21 protein-coding genes and 1 tRNA gene are annotated in these 20,500 nt (G+C 55.0%); 10 read left to right on the top strand and 12 right to left on the bottom strand.

Annotation, left to right across the window (positions count from 1 at the left end; genetic code table 11):
- Nucleotides 1-361: 361 nt before the first annotated feature.
- The gene (locus ACFPDR_RS02915) at nt 362-979 is read right to left on the bottom strand and encodes a LysE family translocator (RefSeq protein WP_083054595.1); all 618 of its coding nucleotides are present in this window, start codon (nt 977-979) and stop codon (nt 362-364) included.
- 362 nt (nt 980-1,341) lie between these two features.
- On the opposite strand from ACFPDR_RS02915, the gene ACFPDR_RS02910 reads away from it, so the two are divergent.
- Complete coding sequence (locus ACFPDR_RS02910) at nt 1,342-2,220, top strand: LysR substrate-binding domain-containing protein (protein ID WP_115634406.1); 879 nt, start codon at nt 1,342-1,344, stop codon at nt 2,218-2,220.
- Nucleotides 2,221-2,229: 9 nt separating this feature from the next.
- Here the strand turns inward: ACFPDR_RS02910 and ACFPDR_RS02905 are convergent, their stop codons facing one another.
- On the bottom strand, nt 2,230-3,351 hold the full coding sequence (locus ACFPDR_RS02905; RefSeq protein ID WP_376910492.1) for a transporter substrate-binding domain-containing protein: 1,122 nt from the start codon (nt 3,349-3,351) through the stop codon (nt 2,230-2,232).
- A gap of 260 nt (nt 3,352-3,611) precedes the next feature.
- Here ACFPDR_RS02905 and ACFPDR_RS02900 point away from each other — a divergent pair, with 260 nt between their 5' ends.
- The 7 genes from ACFPDR_RS02900 to ACFPDR_RS02870 all read left to right on the top strand — a co-directional run bounded on the left by ACFPDR_RS02900 (nt 3,612) and on the right by ACFPDR_RS02870 (nt 9,178).
- The gene (locus ACFPDR_RS02900) at nt 3,612-3,935 is read left to right on the top strand and encodes an ArsR/SmtB family transcription factor (RefSeq protein WP_009460707.1); all 324 of its coding nucleotides are present in this window, start codon (nt 3,612-3,614) and stop codon (nt 3,933-3,935) included.
- 89 nt (nt 3,936-4,024) lie between these two features.
- Nucleotides 4,025-5,314, top strand: a complete 1,290-nt coding sequence (locus ACFPDR_RS02895; RefSeq protein WP_060186681.1) for an arsenic transporter — start codon at nt 4,025-4,027, stop codon at nt 5,312-5,314.
- 22 nt (nt 5,315-5,336) lie between these two features.
- Nucleotides 5,337-5,768 (top strand): arsenate reductase (glutaredoxin), encoded by a 432-nt coding sequence (arsC, locus tag ACFPDR_RS02890; RefSeq protein ID WP_060186680.1) that lies wholly within the window; start codon nt 5,337-5,339, stop codon nt 5,766-5,768.
- The gene (gene arsH / locus ACFPDR_RS02885; protein ID WP_115634576.1) at nt 5,755-6,471 is read left to right on the top strand and encodes an arsenical resistance protein ArsH; all 717 of its coding nucleotides are present in this window, start codon (nt 5,755-5,757) and stop codon (nt 6,469-6,471) included. Before arsC ends, arsH begins: the two co-directional genes overlap by 14 nt.
- A gap of 146 nt (nt 6,472-6,617) precedes the next feature.
- Nucleotides 6,618-7,286 (top strand): response regulator transcription factor, encoded by a 669-nt coding sequence (locus tag ACFPDR_RS02880; RefSeq protein WP_060186743.1) that lies wholly within the window; start codon nt 6,618-6,620, stop codon nt 7,284-7,286.
- Complete coding sequence (locus tag ACFPDR_RS02875) at nt 7,283-8,683, top strand: ATP-binding protein (protein WP_239054665.1); 1,401 nt, start codon at nt 7,283-7,285, stop codon at nt 8,681-8,683. The genes ACFPDR_RS02880 and ACFPDR_RS02875 overlap by 4 nt, the downstream gene beginning before the upstream one ends.
- An 87-nt stretch (nt 8,684-8,770) precedes the next feature.
- On the top strand, nt 8,771-9,178 hold the full coding sequence (locus tag ACFPDR_RS02870) for a YgiW/YdeI family stress tolerance OB fold protein (RefSeq protein WP_353640136.1): 408 nt from the start codon (nt 8,771-8,773) through the stop codon (nt 9,176-9,178).
- An 85-nt stretch (nt 9,179-9,263) separates the two neighbouring features.
- Here the strand turns inward: ACFPDR_RS02870 and ACFPDR_RS02865 are convergent, their stop codons facing one another.
- From ACFPDR_RS02865 to ACFPDR_RS02850, 4 genes are read right to left on the bottom strand one after another with little or no spacing between them, the layout of a single operon-like run.
- On the bottom strand, nt 9,264-9,461 hold the full coding sequence (locus ACFPDR_RS02865) for a hypothetical protein (protein WP_009460694.1): 198 nt from the start codon (nt 9,459-9,461) through the stop codon (nt 9,264-9,266).
- A gap of 9 nt (nt 9,462-9,470) precedes the next feature.
- Nucleotides 9,471-10,700: an aminotransferase class I/II-fold pyridoxal phosphate-dependent enzyme gene (locus ACFPDR_RS02860; protein ID WP_376910487.1), complete on the bottom strand. Its 1,230-nt coding sequence runs from the start codon at nt 10,698-10,700 to the stop codon at nt 9,471-9,473.
- A gap of 7 nt (nt 10,701-10,707) precedes the next feature.
- The gene (locus ACFPDR_RS02855; RefSeq protein ID WP_115634409.1) at nt 10,708-11,922 is read right to left on the bottom strand and encodes an MFS transporter; all 1,215 of its coding nucleotides are present in this window, start codon (nt 11,920-11,922) and stop codon (nt 10,708-10,710) included.
- Between the two features lie 39 nt (nt 11,923-11,961).
- Entirely contained in the window at nt 11,962-12,312 is a 351-nt protein-coding gene (locus ACFPDR_RS02850) for a hypothetical protein (protein ID WP_203145453.1), read from the bottom strand.
- Between the two features lie 253 nt (nt 12,313-12,565).
- Between ACFPDR_RS02850 and ACFPDR_RS02845 the strand changes: the two genes are divergently transcribed.
- Nucleotides 12,566-13,549, top strand: a complete 984-nt coding sequence (locus tag ACFPDR_RS02845) for a GlxA family transcriptional regulator (protein WP_115634410.1) — start codon at nt 12,566-12,568, stop codon at nt 13,547-13,549.
- Nucleotides 13,550-13,692: 143 nt separating this feature from the next.
- Here ACFPDR_RS02845 and ACFPDR_RS02840 read toward each other — a convergent pair.
- The 6 genes from ACFPDR_RS02840 to tyrS form a co-directional block, all read right to left on the bottom strand.
- Nucleotides 13,693-13,783 (bottom strand) — tRNA-Ser (locus ACFPDR_RS02840).
- Nucleotides 13,784-13,923: 140 nt separating this feature from the next.
- Nucleotides 13,924-15,072 (bottom strand): bifunctional diaminohydroxyphosphoribosylaminopyrimidine deaminase/5-amino-6-(5-phosphoribosylamino)uracil reductase RibD, encoded by a 1,149-nt coding sequence (gene ribD / locus ACFPDR_RS02835; protein WP_009460683.1) that lies wholly within the window; start codon nt 15,070-15,072, stop codon nt 13,924-13,926.
- A 4-nt stretch (nt 15,073-15,076) separates the two neighbouring features.
- Nucleotides 15,077-15,538, bottom strand: a complete 462-nt coding sequence (nrdR, locus tag ACFPDR_RS02830) for a transcriptional regulator NrdR (RefSeq protein WP_003801815.1) — start codon at nt 15,536-15,538, stop codon at nt 15,077-15,079.
- A 36-nt stretch (nt 15,539-15,574) separates the two neighbouring features.
- On the bottom strand, nt 15,575-16,825 hold the full coding sequence (gene glyA / locus ACFPDR_RS02825) for a serine hydroxymethyltransferase (protein WP_009460681.1): 1,251 nt from the start codon (nt 16,823-16,825) through the stop codon (nt 15,575-15,577).
- Between the two features lie 183 nt (nt 16,826-17,008).
- The gene (locus ACFPDR_RS02820) at nt 17,009-17,644 is read right to left on the bottom strand and encodes a YbhB/YbcL family Raf kinase inhibitor-like protein (protein WP_009460679.1); all 636 of its coding nucleotides are present in this window, start codon (nt 17,642-17,644) and stop codon (nt 17,009-17,011) included.
- 19 nt (nt 17,645-17,663) lie between these two features.
- The gene (gene tyrS / locus ACFPDR_RS02815) at nt 17,664-18,890 is read right to left on the bottom strand and encodes a tyrosine--tRNA ligase (protein WP_009460677.1); all 1,227 of its coding nucleotides are present in this window, start codon (nt 18,888-18,890) and stop codon (nt 17,664-17,666) included.
- Between the two features lie 242 nt (nt 18,891-19,132).
- Between tyrS and ACFPDR_RS02810 the strand changes: the two genes are divergently transcribed.
- Nucleotides 19,133-20,500 carry a M23 family metallopeptidase gene (locus ACFPDR_RS02810; RefSeq protein ID WP_026484381.1) on the top strand — a complete coding sequence of 456 codons (1,368 nt, stop codon included), beginning with the start codon at nt 19,133-19,135 and terminating at the stop codon, nt 20,498-20,500.

The following is a 20,500-nucleotide window of genomic DNA, read 5'->3' as shown; positions in this document are numbered from 1 at the left end:
CTGCGAATAAAGCCAGGCCAGACGCAGCCAGCGCTTTTGCGTTTATATGATGGCAAGTCATTCTTGTCTCCCTCTCTACAAGTAGTGTGCGAAACCTGAAACGGCAACGTAACAACCATACCCAGAGCGCCGTCAATAAATGACAGAAGATAACAGACATTCTTTTAAAGAATTTAACTCACATTCTTTTCCATACTTTTATATTTTTATTATTAATAGCCATACAAATATAATTCAAAATCAAATTAAAAATAAAATACTCAATTAAATTCTGAATTTAATTCAAACCAATTTATTAATCACTTCAATAATCAGGCAGTACAAATCGCCTGTGCACAGCACCTGCTCCCGCATGGCCGCCCTAAGACACCGAGTTGGCAAATAGCAGCGAAGCGCCCAAGCTGAACAAGGCCACGCCTATCACCCTGTCCAGCAATCTTTGCCGGGCCAGCATGGCTGCCCGCAAGCGCTTGTTTGAGAACACCAGCGCCACAATGCTGAACCAGACCCAATGGGCAAAAGACATGAAAAACCCATAAGCGAAATTCAGCCAGAACGATGCATCCGGCTGCACCAGCTGCGTAAAGGTGGCCACCACAAACAACATGGTTTTGGGATTCAAGGCATTGGTCAAAAACCCCATGCCAAAAGCTTGCCAGGCGCTGGGCATATTTCCCGCCTCACCGTCCGTATTCAAAACAGTGCGATTACAGAAAGACTGATAGCCCAAGTACATCAAGTACGCTGCCCCCACCACTTTCATCACCAGAAACAAGGTGGGAGACTGAGTAATCAGAATTGCAACGCCCAGCACCGTGTAGACCACGTGCACCTGCACCCCGGCAGCAATACCCAGAGCCGAAATCAGGCCAATCTTGCGGCCAAAGGAATAGCCATTACGAGTGACCATGGCAAAGTCGGGGCCTGGGCTGATCACGGCCAGGATAGTGATAGTGGCAACGGCCAACAGTTCATGCATTTTTAACAAGCCTAAGTTTGATGAAATCGGTGTGACAAGCTAGGTCAAAGGCAGCCAAACCACAGAGCCAGTCCTACACTCTAGGAATGAGATCGTTCCTTCGCGGACGATCTACCAGTCTGCAAAGACCGCTCCAGTCAGAATGTGAAAACCCTTCCTGGTGAGCTATGTATTCATCGAATTTATATAGTTTTTGCTATTCTCAACGGGACCAATCCAGATTTTCAAAACCCAAGAAAAACCCTCCAAAACTTCTATCGTTTTCTTGTTTTAATATTCGCTCTCAGGATTTCATTATTGATAATCCTGTGCTAATTTAAAAACGATAATTCCTGCGCTATTTCTGTGAGTTTTCATCGACCATGCAAATCCCCAATCTCACGGCCTTCCGCTACTTCGACACGGCCGCCAAGGCAGGCAGCTTTGTGCAGGCAGCCCAGCTGCTGCATGTCACTCACGGCGCGGTCAGTCGCCAGATTCGGGCGCTGGAAGAATCTTTGGGGGTAGAACTGTTTGAACGGCGCAATCGAGCTGTATTTCTGACACAGGCAGGCCGCCAGCTTTTGCATGTGACCGCGCCCATGTTCGAACGCTTGGAAGACGTGGTGTATCAGTTGCAGCAGACACAGCGTGAACATGCGCTGGTCGTTTCCTGCGAGCCCACCATTGCAATGAAATGGTTGATACCCCGACTGGGGGATTTTCACACTCTGCACCCTAATATCACCGTGCATCTGATTACAGCCGGGGGGCCAGTGAACTTTGCTCAAATGGGAGTGGATCTGGCCATACGCCGTGACGACTTTCATTGGGCAGACTCGGTCTGCGGCCTGAAATTGTGCGAAGAAATGATAGGGCCGGTCTGCCAGCCCCACTATCCCCACATCCAGGACACGGCCAAACAGGTGCTGATACAAAGCAGCTCCCGTCCGCAAGCTTGGGCCACCTGGGCGCGACTTAGCGACCAAGTCATACGCTCTGCCAACAAGCTGGAACTAGAGCATTTTTATTTATGTATCCAGGCCGCCTTGTCCGGACAAGGCATGAGTATTGTGTCGCGTCTGATGGTGCAAGATGAACTGCAAAGCGGGCAGCTCATTGCCCCGCAAGGATTCATTGCGGACGGCTCGGCGTACTACCTGCTCTCTCCCCAGGCTTTGGATCAAAACCCGCGTGCGGAAGTATTTGCCGACTGGTTAAGTGAGCAGCTTGAGCCCTCAAAGATGAACCCAAGCCAATAAGCCTGGCTACTACTGTCCCAAGCCAAAATACTTGGTCTTGAAGGCCTCCACCTTGCCTTCATCCACGGCCCCTAGCACAGCCAAAGTTACTTCTCGGGATAGCTCACTTTGCAGTGGCAAGGCAAACCCATACTTGTCACGCTCGAACAGTCGCCCCACTACCTTCACCGGCAAGCCAGGGTTGGAATACACGTAGTACTCCAGTACCGGAGCGTCGGCAATCACGGCCACAACATCGCCATTGTCCAAAGCTGCCGTGGCTTTGTCCAAACTGGCATAACTGCGCATGGCAAGTCCCTGCTTGCGGGCATAGTCCTCTTCTACGGTCCCGATCAGCACGCCTACTGGTCGCCCCTTCAAATCGTCCACACTATTGATCTGGTTTGAGATAGCCAGCGTTGTCATCACGCTGGTGACAGAGGACGTTACAAAGGCCAAGATGCCCACCCCACACACCAGCCACAAGCCCTGCCAGATACGTCCTAACCAGCCAAAAAGATTCTTTCTGGCCGGGGCACGCCCCGAAGTCACAACAGACATCACGGTATAGAAACTCTCTGCCACGCCATCGCGCCAGCGAGCAGGGAAGGATTGGTCAAACCGCCGGTCAAACAAGGTCAAAACAACAGTGGCAAACAAAATGACAAAAGCGATCCATGCATACGCCGTAATAAAACCGGCCTGCGCCAAACCCTTGAGAACACTTTGAAAACCAGTTCCTTGATCGGAACTGACCATCAGGCGCATACCACCATCAAACCAGGGCTGGGTGAAATCCACCTTCAACGCGCGTTGCTGCGTGATAGTCAGATTAGTCATGGCAACATCAAGAGAACCCGACTCTGTGGCACTGAGCAAATCCCGAAACGTGCCGTATTCCTTATATTCAAATACCCACTGCTTTTCTGCTACCAAATCTTCCCATAAATCGATAGCCAATCCGGTGAAAGCACCATCACTTTTCATTACGAATGGTGGCGAGACCAATACGCCGACCGTCAATGGCGGCTCTTTGCCATAGCCTGTTTGGGGAAGCGCCGCCAACAACATCAACAGAGCAACAAGGCCAAAAAGACGTGCTTGAGCAATGCGGCGGCCAAACTGATGGTGGCTCAGAAATGGGATTTTCATAGGCAATCTTGGGGGGTGTAGTCCGAGATTCCACTTGCCAGGCGGGCTGAGAATAACAAGGACGGGCGAATATTGTCTTAGAGGATAGCAAATTGGCATCGGCCCTGTTCCCGGTTCCAGAAGGATCTGCTGTCGCAAACCACGAGTTTCACAATGCCTGACAAATCAATAAAACGTCACACGCGAATCTTGTCATTCAAAGCTCTCTATGGGAAACATCAAACTATTCAATAATTCTTGAATTATTGTATTATTACTCTATGGAAGAATCTCAAGTTATCCGCTCCCTGGCCGCTTTGGCCCACGAAGCCCGCCTACGGGTTTTCCGCGCACTCGTTGTTGCCGGGCCCACCGGACTGACACCCGGCTCTCTGGCTGAGCAGCTAGGTATTGCCCCCAACGCCCTGTCCTTTCATTTAAAGGAGCTTAGCAACGCCGGGCTGATCCACGCCGAGCGGCAAGGTCGCAATCTGCTCTACAGCGCCACCTTTCCCGCCATGAACAATCTGCTTACTTATCTGACCGAGAATTGCTGTCAGGGTCAAACCTGCCTCCCAACGCAAGACCTGTGTCAGAACTGCTAGAGCGCCGAACACTTGATATCCACGTCCTGCAAAAACCACTCGGAACTTAACTGCCTTGCTGGCTATCCCCCTGATCAGAGCACTCCGTCATGCTTCTTGCTGTACTCATTTTTATCGCTACCTTAACCCTGGTGATCTGGCAGCCCAAAGGTTTGGGCATTGGTTGGAGTGCCTCTTTAGGCGCAGTTGCTGCCTTGCTGTCTGGCGTCGTGCAATGGACTGACCTGGCCCTGGTCTGGAATATCGTCTGGAACGCCACCGCCACATTTGTCGCCATTATCATCATCAGCCTGATATTGGACGAGGCAGGTTTTTTTGAATGGGCCGCCCTGCATGTCGCCCGTTGGGGAGCCGGCAACGGGCGCAAGCTCTTTGCCTTTATCGTGATTCTGGGCGCAGCAGTCTCTGCCCTGTTTGCCAATGACGGGGCCGCACTGATTCTGACGCCGATTGTCATGGCCATGTTGCTGGCCTTGGGCTTTTCACCGGCAGCAACTCTGGCTTTTGTCATGGCAGCCGGTTTTATTGCGGACACAGCCAGCTTGCCGCTGGTCGTCTCCAATTTGGTGAACATCGTCTCTGCCGACTACTTCAAACTGGGCTTCACGGACTACGCCGCCATCATGGCACCCGTCAACATCGTGTCTGTACTGGCCAGCCTGGTCGTTCTGATGCTGTACTTCCGTCGCGACATTCCCGCCCACTATCGCCTTGAACAATTAAGAGCGCCTGCTGAGGCTATCAAGGACATGGCCAGTTTCAAGGCTGGCTGGATTGTGCTGGCGTTATTGCTGACAGGCTTTTTTGCACTGGAACCCCTGGGTGTCCCCGTCAGTGCGGTTGCCGCAGCAGGCGCCATCATTTTGCTGGCGGTTGCCGCCCGTGGCACAGTCATCAGCACACGAAAAGTGCTGCGTGGCGCCCCCTGGCAAATCGTCGTGTTCTCGCTGGGCATGTATCTGGTGGTTTACGGCCTGCGCAATGCCGGGCTAACCGACTACCTGGGCTTGTTGCTGGATCAGTTCGCCCAAGCTGGCGTGTGGGCGGCGGCCATGGGTACCGGCGTCCTGTCTGCGTTGCTGTCCTCGGTGATGAACAATATGCCCACAGTCCTTGTCACCGCCCTGTCCATTGACGCTTCCAGCGCCGAGGGCATCGTCAAGGAAGCCATGATTTACGCCAACGTCATTGGCAGCGATCTGGGCCCGAAATTCACACCTATAGGCAGTCTGGCCACCTTGCTGTGGCTGCATGTCCTGGCCCAGAAAGGCACAAAAATCAGCTGGGGCTACTACTTCAAAGTAGGAGCCATCCTGACCACACCCGTCTTGCTGATCACCCTGGCAGCCTTGGCGCTGCGACTGGGTATGGCCCACTGAACCCTGATATCAAGATCGCGCCATGACAGACATCATCATCTATCACAACCCCGCCTGCGGCACTTCGCGCAACACCTTGGGCCTGATCCGCAATAGCGGACAAGAACCCACCATCATCGAGTATCTGCAAACACCGCCGGACCGCAGCACGCTGACTAAGTTGATCGCAAACTGTGGACTGAGCGTGCGTGAAGTCCTGCGACAAAAAGGTACGCCCTATGAAGAACTCCGGCTCGGCGACCCGAAATGGAGCGATGAACAACTGATTGATTTCATGTTGCAGCACCCGATTCTGATCAACCGCCCTATTGTTGTCACCCCATTGGGAACGCGCTTGTGTCGTCCCTCGGAACAGGTGCTGGAGATACTTCCCCAAGCACAACAAGGTGCCTTCCGGAAAGAAGACGGCCAAGCCGTTATTGATGAAAAAGGACAAAGAATTGAGCAAGCCTGATTTACCCAATCTGGACGAGCACGCATTTAACACTCCAGATATGGCAGAACTGCTGCCTCAAGCACGCGCCACACACCCACCTCGAATTCTGCTTTTATATGGTTCCCTGAGAGAACGCTCCTACAGCCGCTTTCTGACGCAAGAAGCTGCACGGCTGCTGGAAGCAATGGGTGCAGAAACCAGAATTTTCGACCCGCAAGGCCTGCCCTTGCCCGATGGTGCAACAGAGGACCACCCGAAAGTGCAGGAGTTGCGCCAACTCATGCAGTGGGCCGAAGGCATGGTCTGGACATCGCCCGAGCGCCACGGTGCCATGAGCAGCGTTCTGAAAGCACAAATTGACTGGATACCGTTAAGCATCGGTGCTGTACGCCCAACACAAGGCAAAACACTGGCCGTGATGCAAGTGTCAGGCGGCTCGCAATCCTTTAACGCCTTGAACCAGATGCGGGTTCTGGGCCGCTGGATGCGCCTGATCACTATCCCCAACCAGTCTTCGGTTGCCAAAGCCTTTCTGGAATTTGACGAAGAAGGCCGCATGAAACCTTCGTCCTACTACGAGCGCGTGGTGGATGTGATGGAGGAACTGATGAAGTTCACCTTGCTGACGCGTGACTGTGCGCAGTATCTGGTGGATCGATATAGCGAGCGCAAGGAGACGGCGCAGGAGCTGTCGGCACGGGTACAACAGCGCAGCATCTAGCGCGCCAATCAGAACGGAAAACACCTCGCTGCGCTTTTCAAAAACACACAGTCGCTATACAAACAAGGTAGGGGCTTGCCCCTGCTTTACCTCATACCCCGCAGCAACATCAGTTTCCCTTCATCTTTCCCTGCCAGGCTTTGCACATGCGTATTCTCTTAATCGAAGATGATCCTTCGCTGGGCAGTTCCTTGCAGTCCTGGCTGCATCTGGACGGCTACGCTGTGGACTGGTTGCAACGTGGCGACCAAGTGGCCACGGCCTTGGCCACTCACACCTATCAATGCATCTTGCTGGATCGGGGCTTGCCTGGTCTGGATGGCGACGCGGTCTTACGCAGTCTGCGAGGGGCCAATGGATCTCACGCACAGGTGCCCGTCATTGTGATCACTGCCCGCGATACCTTGGCCGACCGGGTACAGGGTCTGGATCTGGGCGCGGACGACTATCTGGTCAAACCGTTTGATCTTGAAGAGCTGTCCGCGCGCGTACGTGCAGCCTTGCGCCGCAGTGCCGCCCAAGCCTCTCCCCAATGGCGTCACGGTCCCGTCGCCATTGACCCGATAGCCAAGCGCGTCACCTTGAACGACAAGCCTGTGGCCGTAACAGCACGCGAATTCGCTGTTCTGCAAGCCTTGATGCACCATCCCACCCATATTCTGAGTCGTGCCCAGCTTGAAGAAGCCCTTTATGGCTGGAGCGAAGAAGTGGAGAGCAACGCTATCGAAGTACACATCTACAATCTGCGCAAGAAATTGGGCAGTGACTTCATCGTCACCGTACGTAATCAAGGCTACGTTCTGGCACCCGCATGAAAAACCTGCTCCAGAAACTAACGCGTATCCGCTCTGCCGCCAAGTCCCCGGTGTCACGCCCGAAAGGCTGGTCCTTACGACGTCGTCTGCTGCTTACCGTCATGGGCACCAGTATTGGGCTGTGGCTGGTCAGCCTGGCCATCGTAGTCGGAGTGGCCTGGCACGCAACCGGCGATGTGCTTGATGATGCCCTTGAAGAAGGGGCGCGTCTGGTACTGATGCTGGACCCGCAAGAGGCGCAGGCTTCTGCCAATACTACAGACACACGACTGAACCGTGACGCGGCTCTCAAGCTGCGCATGTATTACCAGCTCGTGGCCGCAGATGGCCGGGTACTGCTGCGCGGCGACGACACTCCCAAAACGGCTTTTATCCCCCAGGCGAAACGCAAGCAAATCACCACTGTCTGGGTTGATGACGAACTCTGGCGGGTTTACGTCCGCCCCGGAGCCGGAGGGGTCACAGCCCAGGTTGGCCAGCCTATGGAAGAACGCCTGGAGCTGCTTGAAGACATGGCCGAGAACCTGGTTTGGCCCGCAGTGGGACTACTGGCGCTGCTGGGTCTATCCAGCTGGTTCCTGATCCGACGCCTGATGCGTCCTTTGGAGGACACGGCTAAACGCATCAATTCCAAATCGCCCGATGACCTCACTCCTGTAGAAGGCGGAAATCCCCCACGCGAGCTGCAACCCATGCTGGATGCATTGAATGCGCTCATGGCACGCTTGTCTTCAGCACTGGAAAGTGAACGGCGCTTTACGTCCGATGCCGCACACGAACTGCGTACGCCCTTGGCCGGGCTGCGCATGCGCGTTCAACTAATTGAGCGCGAGCTGCAACTGCCTGACGCCCATCTGCAGCAATTACGCGCAGACCTGGACCGTTGTACCGCCCTGGTAGAAAGCCTGCTCGCCCTGACGCGACTGGAGCCGCAGGCCGAACCCTTGAAGCGTGAAACCGTAGACCTGAATCAGGTCCTGGACAGTCTGATTCCATCCCTGCCTTCGACATCCATCAACATGGAAAGAGCCCTGGCCGTCACAAGCATACAGGCGGCGCCAGTGCTGTTAAACAGCGCTTTACGTAACCTGATTGGCAATGCCATTCGCTACGGCGGCGCAGGCGTCCGAGTACGGGTCGAAACAACACGCAGACACGATGGCGGTGTACGCCTTGCGGTCCGAGACAATGGGCCTGGCGTCCCCCCCGAACAACGGCCCAGACTGGGAGAACGCTTCTTTCGCGTATTGGGAACCGGCCAAACAGGCAACGGACTGGGTTTGTCCATCGTGGCCCGCATCGCGGCCTTGCACGAGGCCACGCTTTCCTTTGAAGAGGGGCTGGACGGCCAGGGTCTGAGTGTCGTGCTGGATTTCCCACCCAATTACGTATCTTAAGATTGCCTTCAGGTTCGGAGGGTCTAATAAAACTATTCCGCAATCGGCGGAACATTGACCCGATAACCCGATACAGGAAACCCAATCATGCGATTCACTTTACCCACTCTTGCCGCCGCACTTGCTCTGAGCGCCACCGCTGCCCTCGCGCAACCAGCCAACTACACAGGCCCAAGCAATGCACCTCAAGCCGCCACGGCTGCCGGCTCCTACTCTGGCCCTAACAATGTGCCGCTCATGACCGTCAAGCAGCTCCTGGAAACCGGCCGCGACGATCAAATCGCGCGTTTGCAAGGCCGTCTGGTGTCGTTTGAAGGTGATGAGCGCTATATTTTTGAAGATGCCACCGGCCGTATCACGGTAGAGATCGACAACAAGGACTTTCCGGCTGGTCAAACCATCAGCGCCGAACAGAAAGTGGAGCTGACAGGCGAGTTCGACAAAGGCCTGCGCAAAACTGAATTTGAAGTCGACCGCCTGAGCCTGCTGCCTTAATCCTGTCTGATCTGGCGTCCTAATGAAATTGGTACCGGACAAGCTGAAATCAATTGGCTTATCCGGTACCAGGCCCCCTCAGCCATCAACCGCATAAGCCACCAAAGGCGAGGCCGTCAATCCGGCGGTCGCTCAGGGTGGCAAAATCAATCGGCAAGCTCAGCAACAGAGCCATCAAGCTGATAACAAGATACCGAAACCATTGCCTGGAGCGTCGCCCGCTATCTGACAGCACCAGCGCATGGAAAGTCAGTACGACAGAAAACAACAACGTCAAAAACATCGGTCCCCCTCATTCCAGCGTCTCAAGCAAGGAGTAGCCCCGCACACTCTGATCCTTCTGAGCAAGGGCAATCTGGAGTGCCAGATCAATATCCTGCTGCAAGTCGGCAAGTGACTCCAAGCCCACAGACAAGCGCACGAGATTGCCCCCAATCCCGCAGTGCATGCGATCCTCCGGCGACCAGCGTCCATGTGTCGTTGATGCCGGGTGCGTGACCATGCTGCGTGTATCTCCAATATTGGTGGCAATTGAAATCAGCTGCAAAGCGTCCATGAAAGCCCAAGCCTCTTTTTGGCTCGTGCCCACTTCAAAGCTGACCACCCCTCCAAAGCCGGCCTGTTGCGCGCAAGCGATTTCATAGCAGGGATGCGACTCCAGGCCCGAGTAAAACACCGAACCTACATTTGGATGCTTCTCCAGCCAACGTGCTATCGACAGTGTGTTGGCACTGATATGCTGCATGCGCAGCTCAAGCGTCTCAAGACTCTTGAGCAGTAACCAGGCATTCATGGGGCTCAGACAGGCTCCTTGCGAACGCAACACCGCCCGCAGTGGCTTCATCAATGCCTCGGCCCCACCGACTACACCGGCAATGCACCGACCTTGGCCATCCATATACTTACCGGCAGAATGCAATACCAGATCCGCACCTTGCCTTAATGGCCGCTGCAAAACAGGCGTCAGCATGGTGCTGTCTACCAGAAGCAATGCGCCATGGGCATGAGCCATGCGTGACAGCCGGGCAATATCGGCGACATGCTGCATTGGGTTTGCTGGAGTTTCAACAATAAGCAGGCAGGTAGCGCTATCGATCGCCTTTTCCCAAGCGCCGTAATCCAACATGCCAACGACGCGCACCTCCACTCCATAAGGGGAAAAGTGCTGACGCAACATCGTCAGAGTCGTGCCAAACACATCACATGCGCACACGATGTTGCGACCACTCGCGGCAAACGCCATCACCACCGCTGACAATGCAGCCATGCCGGATGCAAACGCCACCGCCGCTTCAGCCTCCTCCAGGAAGGCAACCCGCTGCTCGAACGTCTTTACTGTTGGATTGGTAAATCGACTATAAACATTGCCCGGCTCCGTCCCGCCAAAACGAGCGGCTGCCTCACTGGCTGAACTGAAGCAATAGGCAGAGGTCAGTGCAAGCGGCTCGCAAAAGCTGTCAGAGACATCGATACCCTGTCCAATCCTGAGCATTTGAGTAGCACCTTGGTCATTGAACATCATGGAGATCTCAGTTGAATTCAGATTGAGTCCGTCGAAAAGCAACAGACGACAGAAAGAGTGAAGAAATACCGGCAATCGCGGTCAGCATGGCCAGGACCATGACTGTGGCCTGATAGCTACCCAAACGGTCATAGCCGTAAGCACCTAATTGAGCAGACCCAAAAGCGCCGATCTGATGAACCAGAAAAAGCATGCCAAATACCTGTCCCTTGACGGCGCCTCCATAGCGATCCAGACAGATCGCTGAGGTCAATATGACTGTTCCGAGATAACTGGCCCCAAATACAGCCGCAAATACATAGGTCGTCACTATCCCGGAGGGAGCCAATAACAAGCTCATGGCCAGACAGCGTAGTACGTAGAATGCCGCCAGCAGCCGATGCTGGGAGAAGCGCAGCGCCAACCAGCCAGCCGCTAAACCGCTAATCATTTCCAGCACGCCAAACAGGCTCAAACTCATCCCCATGCTGGCGCGGCTGACCCCGGCATCGCGCCATAAAGGCACCAGATGAACGTCAATGAACGCCATCGACGCCCCACAGCCGAAGAAACCAAAGGCAAGCACGTAAAAGCCAGGATCGCGCAACACAACAGGCCAAGTGCCAACGCGTTTCTCCTGAATATGTCCGACAGACTCTTTCGCAGGCAAAGGCACTCGTGCTCCCAGCCAGAACAGCAAGGCCAAAGGCCCCAGGAACAGCAGACCAACAACAAAAAAGACCTGCTGCCATTCGAAATGGGCTTGCAACCACAACCAGAATGGAGAAAGGACAATGAATCCAATTGCCGTGCCATTAGTGATCAAGGCATAAGCAAAACTTTTATTTCTCTGGTCAAACAATCGGTCAACCAATATGCCCATGGGCACAAACGTCATCGCCGCCAGAGAAAACGCCGCCAAAAGTCCATACAAGATGACAAAAAGCCAGTACTGATGAGGTAGAAGGCCAAGCAAAAGAAATGCTCCCCCTCCAAGCACACTGCCGATCAAGACGGTCCAGATGGGCCCAAAGCGATCCGACAAGGCGCCGACCATCGGCGATGCCAGCCCGGATACCAAAAGGAACACCCCGCCCACAAAACCGAAATCTGATCGGCCGCGCTCAAAAGACAGAGCCAGGTCATTGAAATAAACCTGGAAAACCCCTTTGAACGCGCTCGAGAGAAACATGGCAAGAAATCCCAGCCCGACCAGAGAGCGGACAACATTCTTGTTTTGCATGAAGCAACATCCACCTCAGATTTTCAATGGCGCACCGAATCAACTTAGACGAACGGGGCTTGGCTGGCAGTACTCTCGATGCAAGTTGTCATACATGTTCCAGAACAAGGTGCAGGTATGGTCCACGGCCTCCAGCGCCTGTTTCGGTAAACCTTGTCCACGAAACCCCGGCGCCACGACCGCCTTGGCGAGTTCAGCACTGTGTCGGCAATTGGGCATGCCACTCAAATTCATCATCACAAAGAAAGCGGATTGACCGGCATAGCTGGCATACAAGGCTTGCGTATCGCCGTCTGCCACTTTGCGGTTCAGGGCGTCCAGGAACAGACGCGCCTGCTCTCCCGACAGCTCAGAGGCAAACCCCAGCGTGCCCTTATCAGCGACCGTCATATTGATAAGCTCCAGCACCCCGGCCCCCGTTGCTCCCGTAAAAGCGGGATTCCAATGAAGCTCAATAACTCTTGATTCTTCCGCCACGAGGACAAACCCTTTCGATGTAAAAATTTCTTGTTTATCGTAAATTCTCGACCATCCAGGCTCCAGACCGTTTCAGGACATAAATAGAAAAGAAAACACCATTAAGAAAAAGGAATAAAAAGCGATAACATCGCTAAATCAAATCAATGACTCATCCGAATAACACATGAAACGGATTTTCTTTGTCGTCCTTCCCCAGATGCACATCCTGGATCTGGGAGGGCCTATGCAGATTTTTGCTTCTCTAACAGAACTGGATATAGCCGACATCAAGATCCAGTGTGTCGGGCCGGAGTCCCACATAAAAAGCTACCAGGGGATTTTTCTAAGCGCGATTGCCCCCCTCCCCAAGCGTCTGACTGCAGGAGATGTCGTTGTCGTAGTCGGAAGCAAAATCCAGGCCGAACTCCCCGCAACGCCGGCACAGCAACAAGTGACGCAATGGCTACGTGATATCGGGGGCAAGCTACCGTCGGGAATAGTGATCGCCAGCGTTTGCACAGGCGCTGTGCTGCTGGCACAAGCAGGACTGCTGGATGGTCGCCTCTGCACGACACATCACAATCACCTCAAGACCCTGCAACAACTTGCGCCACAAGCACGGGTTATCAGCAAACGCATCCTTGTGCAGGATGGTCCTATCTATACCTCAGCTGGCGTTTCTGCAGGAATAGATCTGGCATTGCACTTGATCACTCAGTATTTCGGCAGCGCAGTCAGCGCACGCATCGCGCGCGAAAATCTGATTCAGTTTCGTCGTCTGGAAGCAGACCCGCAGTTAAGCGTCCATCTGAGTTATCGCAATCACCAACATCCCTTGATTCATGAAGTGCAAGACTGGTTGGCACAACAGACGGTTCAAACCCCGCTCAACGAATCCTTATCAGCACAATTTTCAGTCAGCTACAGGCATCTGAGCCGCCTGTTCATGAAAGAATGCGGCATCAGTCTGAAGCAGTACCAACAAACCATGCGGCTGGACAGATCGCGCCAATTATTCATGGATACCGACTGGTCTATTGAGCGAATTGCCGAGCATTGTGGTTTTGCCAGCTTGCAATCATTTCGCGCCGCCTGGCGGCAACACGAAACACTTCCTCCCTCAAAATGGCGAGATAAGCAAAGGCAAGACTCTCAAGGCCTGCGCTGATCTTGCGCGGTTCCCAGTCAGCGACCTTTTTTGCAACGACGACGCAGAGCCTGACTAAAAATGAATTATTAATTTCACCGACTCTGTAAAACGCAGCCAAGAAAAAAGCCCCCGCACATTGCTGTGCGAGGGCTTTTGAATTCTGGCGGACAGAGGGGGATTCGAACCCCCGATACGCTATAAACGTATACACGCTTTCCAGGCGTGCGCCTTCAACCACTCGGCCACCTGTCCTAACTGTTCTTTTGGCCAAGCAATTTGAAGCTGCTAACGCCAAGTCCATAATAATAGCAGCACTTATCCTTGTAACGCAAGTGCTCAAATTCTTTCTTCGGCTAATTAGTAGCAACTAAACAGTAAAGCGGACAAACAGCTTATTCCGAGTCCGGCGGATAAGCTCCACCCACCGCTCGCAGCAAGGCTTCCCAATGATCGCGCTGGCGCGCCAGGACGCGCAGGTCGGCACCCAGCAAGCGCACATCGGTAAATTCAAACGGCTCTACATCGTCCAACCCGGCCAGTTCGGTAATATCGGCCACGCCTCGCCCCTGCCCCAGGATCTTGGGGGCCAGGTACATCAGTAATTGGTCCACTACACCCGCATCAATCAAGGCACCGGAAAGGCGAGCACCGGCTTCTGCATGGACTTCATTGATCTGTTGATCTGTCATCCAGTCCAGAACGGCACGGACATCCACCTGACCTTCGTGCAAGGGCATGGGAATAACCTGTGCATTTCGATCTGCCAGCTCCGCCTCCAGCTCGGGATCACGACGGTGACTGAATACCCAGCACGGCGTGCCGTCCAGCAAGGCAGCTTTCGGGTCCATGCGTAAATGCGTGTCCAGCACAGCCTTGATCGGGGGACGCGGCGTAGAAACCGCACGCACATTCATTAAGGGATTATCGGCATGCACGGTTCCGATGCCTGTCAGCACGACGCAACTGCGGGCGCGCCAGTGGTGACCGTCGTCACGAGCCTGCGGCCCGGTAATCCATTGAGAGCGACCGTCCGGCAAGGCACTGCGGCCATCCAGCGAAGCGGCCATCTTCATCCACAACCAGGGACGCCCACGTGTCATGCGGGCAAAGAAACCGGCGTTGATCGCCAGCGCCTGCTCTACGCACAAGGGGCCATCTACGGTAATACCCGCCTGACGCAAGCGTGAGACGCCGTTGCCAGCCACCAAGGGGTTGGGGTCGTACATGGAAAAGACAACACGCCCAGCGCCTGCTTTGATCAGCGCATCGGCACAAGGAGGGGTTCGCCCGTGGTGACTGCAAGGCTCCAGGGTGACGTAAAAGGTCGCACCGGCCACACTGACGCCGCGCTCTTTGGCTTGGCGCAAGGCCATCACTTCGGCGTGAGGGCCACCCGCTTGCTGTGTTGAACCCGAAGCCAATAATTGGCCATCGCGCACGATCAGGCAGGCGACTCGCGGGTTGGGGGCACTGATATAAAGGGATTTCTCGGCCAGCTCCAGGGCTTGCCGCATCCAGATGACGTCTTCTTGCTCGACCATAGCCTTAGCCGCGGTCGGGATCGTTCATTTCGTCGATCGCCTCTACGAACTCGCGGATGTCTTTAAAGCTCTTGTAGACCGAGGCAAAGCGCACATAGGCCACCTGGTCCAACTGCTTGAGCTCGGCCATGACCAGCTCGCCTATGGTCTCGGAGGAGACTTCGCGCTCGCCAGTCAGTTGAAGTTTTTCTTCGATACGCTGTACAGCGGCATCGACCTGAGCCATGGGGATGGAACGCTTGCGCAGTGCAACGCCCATGCTCGCCCGCAAACGTGCGGGATCAAAATCCATACGAGTGCCATTGCGCTTGGCCACAACCGGCAGGCTCAGCTCGGCACGCTCGTAAGTCGTGAAGCGCCGTTCACAGGCCGAGCATTTACGACGTCGCCGTATGGCGTCGCCTTCTTCGGTGATTCGAGAGTCGATCACCTGGGTATCGGCATGGTGGCAGAACGGACACTTCATTCAAGATCGCGGGCCTCACGGCCCGCTCCGGCTGGATTACTTGGAGGAGTAAACGGGCAACTTGGCAGTCAGCTCGTGTACACGGCGACGAACGTCCGCCAAAACGGCTTCGTCGTGAGGGTTGTCCAGTACATCAGCAATCAGGTGCGCCGTCAATTCCGCTTCGGCTTCTTTAAAGCCGCGAGTGGTCATGGCAGGAGTACCCAAACGCACGCCGCTGGTGACAAATGGCTTCTCGGGGTCGTTAGGAATGGCGTTCTTGTTGACCGTGATGTGAGCCTTGCCCAGTGCTTCTTCAGCCACTTTACCGGTGATGCCCTTGGGACGCAGGTCTACCAGCATGACGTGGCTTTCGGTGCGACCGGACACGATACGCAGACCGCGCTCAACCAGAGTGCGGGCCAGAACGTCAGCGTTCTTCACAACTTGAGCAGCGTAGGTCTTGAACTCGGGAGCCAGAGCTTCCTTGAACGCAACAGCCTTACCAGCGATCACGTGGATCAGTGGACCACCTTGAATGCCGGGGAAAATAGCCGAGTTGATGGCTTTTTCGTGTTCGGCCTTCATCATGATGACGCCACCACGAGGACCACGCAGGGACTTGTGAGTCGTAGAAGTCACAAAGTCAGCGTGAGGCACGGGGTTGGGGTAAGCACCACCAGCAACCAGACCGGCGTAGTGGGCAATGTCGATCATCAGCAAGGCGCCGTTTTCATGAGCAATACGAGCCATGCGTTCGAAGTCGATGCGCAGGGCGTAAGCCGAAGCACCACCCACGATCAGCTTGGGCTTGTGCTCTTTGGCCAGGCGCTCCAGCTCGTCGTAGTCCAGCTCTTCGTTCTCGTCCAGACCGTAGGATACGAAGTTGTACAGCTTGCCCGATGCGTTCACGGGGGAACCGTGGGTCAAGTGACCACCTTCTGCCAGGCTCATGCCCAGAACGGTATCACCGGGCTTGAGGACAGCCATGTACACGCCCTGGTTGGCTTGCGAACCGGAGTTGGGCTGCACGTTGGCGGCTTCTGCACCGAACAGCTCTTTCAGACGGTCAATAGCCAGTTGCTCGACCACGTCCACGAACTCGCAACCGCCGTAGTAGCGCTTGCCAGGATAACCTTCCGCGTATTTGTTGGTCAGTTGTGTGCCCTGGGCCTGCATCACGGCGGGGCTGGTGTAGTTTTCCGAGGCGATCAGCTCGATGTGCTGCTCCTGGCGCACATCTTCGCTTTGAATCGCAGCCCAAAGATCGGGGTCAACTTTGTCAAGAGTCGCAGAACGGTCAAACATGAGGGTTCCTAAGGATAAAGTGGTAGCAAACTAAGAAAGCAACATTTTAGCGCGGAAGCGCGTCAAACCACCGAGACAAACGTCTCTGGTGGCAGAAACCCCAAAAAACATGGAAATAAGTAAGGCGGCGGCAGGCGGACTCAAGAGAATATGAAAAAAACTCAAACAGTCCGCCCTGGGGAATCAGGATTGCTGGATCAAACGGGGATTCAGGGTATACATACCGGTCAGGGATGCACGACCCAGAATATGACCTTCCATGGCGCGCAACACGTCCTGGCCATTGAAGCGACCTTCCAAAGGCAGCTCGGCAATATCCAGGGCATAAACCGTAAAGACATAACGGTGCGGCAAAGCATCGTTCCACGGAGGGCACGGGCCGTCGTAGCCGAAGTAATCACCGTTCATGTCGCGGTCGCTGGCAAACCAGTTGGTAAAGTCGTTCACGCCCTGGCGCGTATCGTCCAGAGCCAGTGGACCGGCTTTACCGCGTGGCGTGATGCCCTTGGAATAAGAGCCTTCTGCCAGGCTACGCAGTTCGGGCGAGATGTTGATCAAGACCCAATGAAAGAAATCCACCCGTGGCAAATCCGCCGGTACCTCGCGCCCATCCTGGTTCACATCGTCCGGTTTACTGGGGACATCGGGGTCGTGGCAAATAACCACAAAGGATTGGGTCTGCTCGGGAACATCGGACCATTCCAGATGCGGATTGGCGTTACCGGCCAAGGCGACTCTCGATTGCGCGTCGTAACGGCAAAACGCCAGACGCTCGGGAATCACGCTCTGATCTTGAAAAGAATCACTACGCAGTTTCATTGCAGACCTCCACAATCAATCAGCCGGTCAAAGTGACTCGCGCAAACTTGCGCTTGCCCACTTGCAGCACATAGCTGCCCGGCTCCAGTTGCAAACCTTTATCGTCCACACGTTCGCCGTTGATGCGCACGCCGCCCTGCTCCACATTGCGCTGGGCTTCGCTGCCGGAAGCAACCAGACCTGCTTCGCGCAAGACACGCAGCAAGGCCAGTTCACCCGCCACGGTTACCTCGGGCATGTCCTCGGGCATTTCGCCACGACGGAAACGGGCATCGAAAGTTTCCAGCGCCTGCTCGGCGGCCTGGGCGCTGTGGAAACGTGTGACGATCTCCTGTGCCAGCTCCACTTTGACTTCACGTGGGTTACGGCCTTCTTCAATCTGCTTTTGCAGACCGGCGATGTCTTCCAGACTACGGAACGACAACAGCTCGAAGTAACGCCACATCAAGGTATCGGAGATGGACATCAACTTGCCGAACATGGAGTCCGGCGTTTCACTGATACCAATGTAATTGCCTTTGGATTTGGACATTTTTTCTACGCCGTCCAAACCCACCAGCAATGGCATGGTCAAAATACATTGCTGTTCCTGACCATATTCTTTTTGCAATTCACGACCCACCAGCAAATTGAATTTCTGGTCGGTACCGCCCAATTCCACGTCCGCTTTCAATTGAACCGAATCGTAGCCTTGCAGCAAAGGATACAAAAACTCGTGCACCGAAATAGGCTGATTCGCCTTGAAGCGCTTGGTGAAATCATCACGCTCCATCATGCGGGCCACGGTGTAACGCGAAGCCAGTTGAATCATGCCGCGCGAACCGAGCTTGTCGCACCACTCCGAGTTGTAGCGAACTTCGGTACGGGCCGGGTCCAGAACCAGCGCAGCCTGATCGTAGTAGGTCTTGGCGTTGGCAATGACCTGCTCGGGCGTCAGGGGCGGACGAGTCGTGTTGCGGCCGCTGGGATCACCAATGGTGGAGGTGAAGTCGCCAATCAGAAAGATGACGGTATGCCCCAAATCCTGCAGCTGGCGCATCTTGTTGAGCACCACTGTGTGCCCCAGGTGAATGTCGGGAGCCGTGGGGTCCAGACCCAGCTTGATCCGCAGCGGCTGTCCTGTTGCATGGCTGCGCGCCAGTTTGCGGGCAAACTCGGATTCGACGAGCAATTCGTCGCAGCCGCGTTTGACGATGGCTAAATCAGCCAGGACTTCTGGAGAAAGGGGCTCTGAGGGGGATGACATAACAAATCTGGTGACAAACTAATGAGTAAAAATGCTCGAAAAATTAAGCCTAATGCGCTAGGATAGCCTGCTATTGCGAGACGTGCTTAAGAATTGAGCAAGGTTTCGTAAACCGAATTATTTTATCATTCCCGCGCAGGTCAGATCGCCAGGGCTGGAATGTTCTGTCCGCCCAGTACAACTGACCTCCGCCTGCCAGCCGGGTGGACGGTAAACCGTACGTCCAACAAGGTTCTGGTTTTATGTTCAGCAAAGGGAAACGCTCCTCCTCCCACCTCAACATCCACCAGCCTCGGTCCGCCCGAGCCCTTTTTATCCGTGCCGGTTTGATCACGCTTGCTCTTGGCTCTTTTGTAGCCGCCGGTGCACTTGCCGTGGTGATGCCCAGCAGCCCGGAACCCCAGATTTACCAAGCCCGCACCGCCTTGACCCTGCCATCGGACCTGACCGTGCTGCAGGCCCAGGACCAGCAAGCCTACATTACTGAAACCCGCATCCGCCGTGGCGACACCTTGTCCGCCCTGCTCCAGCGTATGGAAGTCAGTGAAGAAGGCTTGTTGCAATTTCTGACGCACGACAAGAAAGCGCGCTCCATCTACAAGCTTTACCCTGGCCGTACCATCCAAGCTGCCTTGGATGCCAATGGCAATTTGCAATGGCTGCGCTACCGTCATACCCCCTACTCCGATCAGTCCGGCCAAGGTCTGGCCAGTTGGCTGGAAGTACGCCCGGACGGTAACAATGGCTTTATCGCCCAGGAACAAACCGACCTGACCCAGACCCGAGTGCGCGTGGCTCAAGCCACCATCAACAGCTCGCTGTTTGGCGCCAGCGATCAGGCCGGCATCCCCGACAACATCACGCTGCAAATGGCGGATGTCATGGGAAGCAAGATCGACTTTCTGAAAGATCTGCGCAAAGGCGACAGTTTCCGCGTGGTCTACGAGTCCTACGGTCATGAAGGCCAGGACGTGGGTTCGGGCCGCTTGCTGGCAGTGGAGTTCATCAATCAGGGCAAAACTCATGAGGCCGCCTGGTTCCAGCCTGAAAATGGCTCCGGTGGTTATTACGATTTCAGCGGCCAAAGCCTGAAAGGCGCTTTCCTGCGCACCGCATTGAAATTCACCCGCATCAGCTCCACCTTTGGCGGTCGCCGCCATCCGGTGCATGGCGGATGGCGTGACCACAAGGGTGTGGACTATGCTGCCCCATCCGGCACCCCCATCCACGCTACCGCGGATGGCACGGTCGAGTTTATTGGCCGCCAAAATGGTTACGGCAACACGATCATCCTGAAGCATCACGGTCAGTTCACCACCTTGTACGCTCACCAGAGCCGCTTTGCCGCTGGACTGCGCAAAGGCGACCGCGTAGAACAAGGCCAGTTGATTGGCTATGTGGGCTCGACGGGCTGGGCAACAGGCCCACATCTGCATTACGAATTCCGTATCGCCCAGAAAGCCGTTGATCCCCTGTCGGTAGACCTGCCAGTAGCACGCGTTCTGGATGCCCCGCAGCGCAAGCAGTTCCAGCAAACCCTGGCTTCCTACCAGAACAGCTTTGCCTTGCTGCACACAGATGCTGAGCCCGTAAAGCTGGCCAGCCGCTAA

Source organism: Alcaligenes sp. GCM10023179 (assembly GCF_042653705.1).
Lineage (GTDB): Bacteria > Pseudomonadota > Gammaproteobacteria > Burkholderiales > Burkholderiaceae_B > Alcaligenes > Alcaligenes phenolicus.
Note: the sequence above shows the minus strand (reverse complement) of the source record. Positions and strands in the feature narration are given on the sequence as shown.

Coding starts and splice junctions, on each gene's coding strand:
- ACFPDR_RS02915 (WP_083054595.1), bottom strand. CDS start 979: ATGCATGAACTGTTGGCCGTTGCCACTATCACTATCCTGGCCGTGATC.
- ACFPDR_RS02910 (WP_115634406.1), top strand. CDS start 1,342: ATGCAAATCCCCAATCTCACGGCCTTCCGCTACTTCGACACGGCCGCC.
- ACFPDR_RS02905 (WP_376910492.1), bottom strand. CDS start 3,351: ATGAAAATCCCATTTCTGAGCCACCATCAGTTTGGCCGCCGCATTGCT.
- ACFPDR_RS02900 (WP_009460707.1), top strand. CDS start 3,612: ATGGAAGAATCTCAAGTTATCCGCTCCCTGGCCGCTTTGGCCCACGAA.
- ACFPDR_RS02895 (WP_060186681.1), top strand. CDS start 4,025: ATGCTTCTTGCTGTACTCATTTTTATCGCTACCTTAACCCTGGTGATC.
- arsC (WP_060186680.1), top strand. CDS start 5,337: ATGACAGACATCATCATCTATCACAACCCCGCCTGCGGCACTTCGCGC.
- ACFPDR_RS02880 (WP_060186743.1), top strand. CDS start 6,618: ATGCGTATTCTCTTAATCGAAGATGATCCTTCGCTGGGCAGTTCCTTG.
- ACFPDR_RS02875 (WP_239054665.1), top strand. CDS start 7,283: ATGAAAAACCTGCTCCAGAAACTAACGCGTATCCGCTCTGCCGCCAAG.
- ACFPDR_RS02870 (WP_353640136.1), top strand. CDS start 8,771: ATGCGATTCACTTTACCCACTCTTGCCGCCGCACTTGCTCTGAGCGCC.
- ACFPDR_RS02865 (WP_009460694.1), bottom strand. CDS start 9,461: ATGTTTTTGACGTTGTTGTTTTCTGTCGTACTGACTTTCCATGCGCTG.
- ACFPDR_RS02860 (WP_376910487.1), bottom strand. CDS start 10,700: ATGATGTTCAATGACCAAGGTGCTACTCAAATGCTCAGGATTGGACAG.
- ACFPDR_RS02855 (WP_115634409.1), bottom strand. CDS start 11,922: ATGCAAAACAAGAATGTTGTCCGCTCTCTGGTCGGGCTGGGATTTCTT.
- ACFPDR_RS02850 (WP_203145453.1), bottom strand. CDS start 12,312: ATGACGGTCGCTGATAAGGGCACGCTGGGGTTTGCCTCTGAGCTGTCG.
- ACFPDR_RS02845 (WP_115634410.1), top strand. CDS start 12,566: ATGAAACGGATTTTCTTTGTCGTCCTTCCCCAGATGCACATCCTGGAT.
- ribD (WP_009460683.1), bottom strand. CDS start 15,072: ATGGTCGAGCAAGAAGACGTCATCTGGATGCGGCAAGCCCTGGAGCTG.
- nrdR (WP_003801815.1), bottom strand. CDS start 15,538: ATGAAGTGTCCGTTCTGCCACCATGCCGATACCCAGGTGATCGACTCT.
- glyA (WP_009460681.1), bottom strand. CDS start 16,825: ATGTTTGACCGTTCTGCGACTCTTGACAAAGTTGACCCCGATCTTTGG.
- ACFPDR_RS02820 (WP_009460679.1), bottom strand. CDS start 17,644: ATGAAACTGCGTAGTGATTCTTTTCAAGATCAGAGCGTGATTCCCGAG.
- tyrS (WP_009460677.1), bottom strand. CDS start 18,890: ATGTCATCCCCCTCAGAGCCCCTTTCTCCAGAAGTCCTGGCTGATTTA.
- ACFPDR_RS02810 (WP_026484381.1), top strand. CDS start 19,133: ATGTTCAGCAAAGGGAAACGCTCCTCCTCCCACCTCAACATCCACCAG.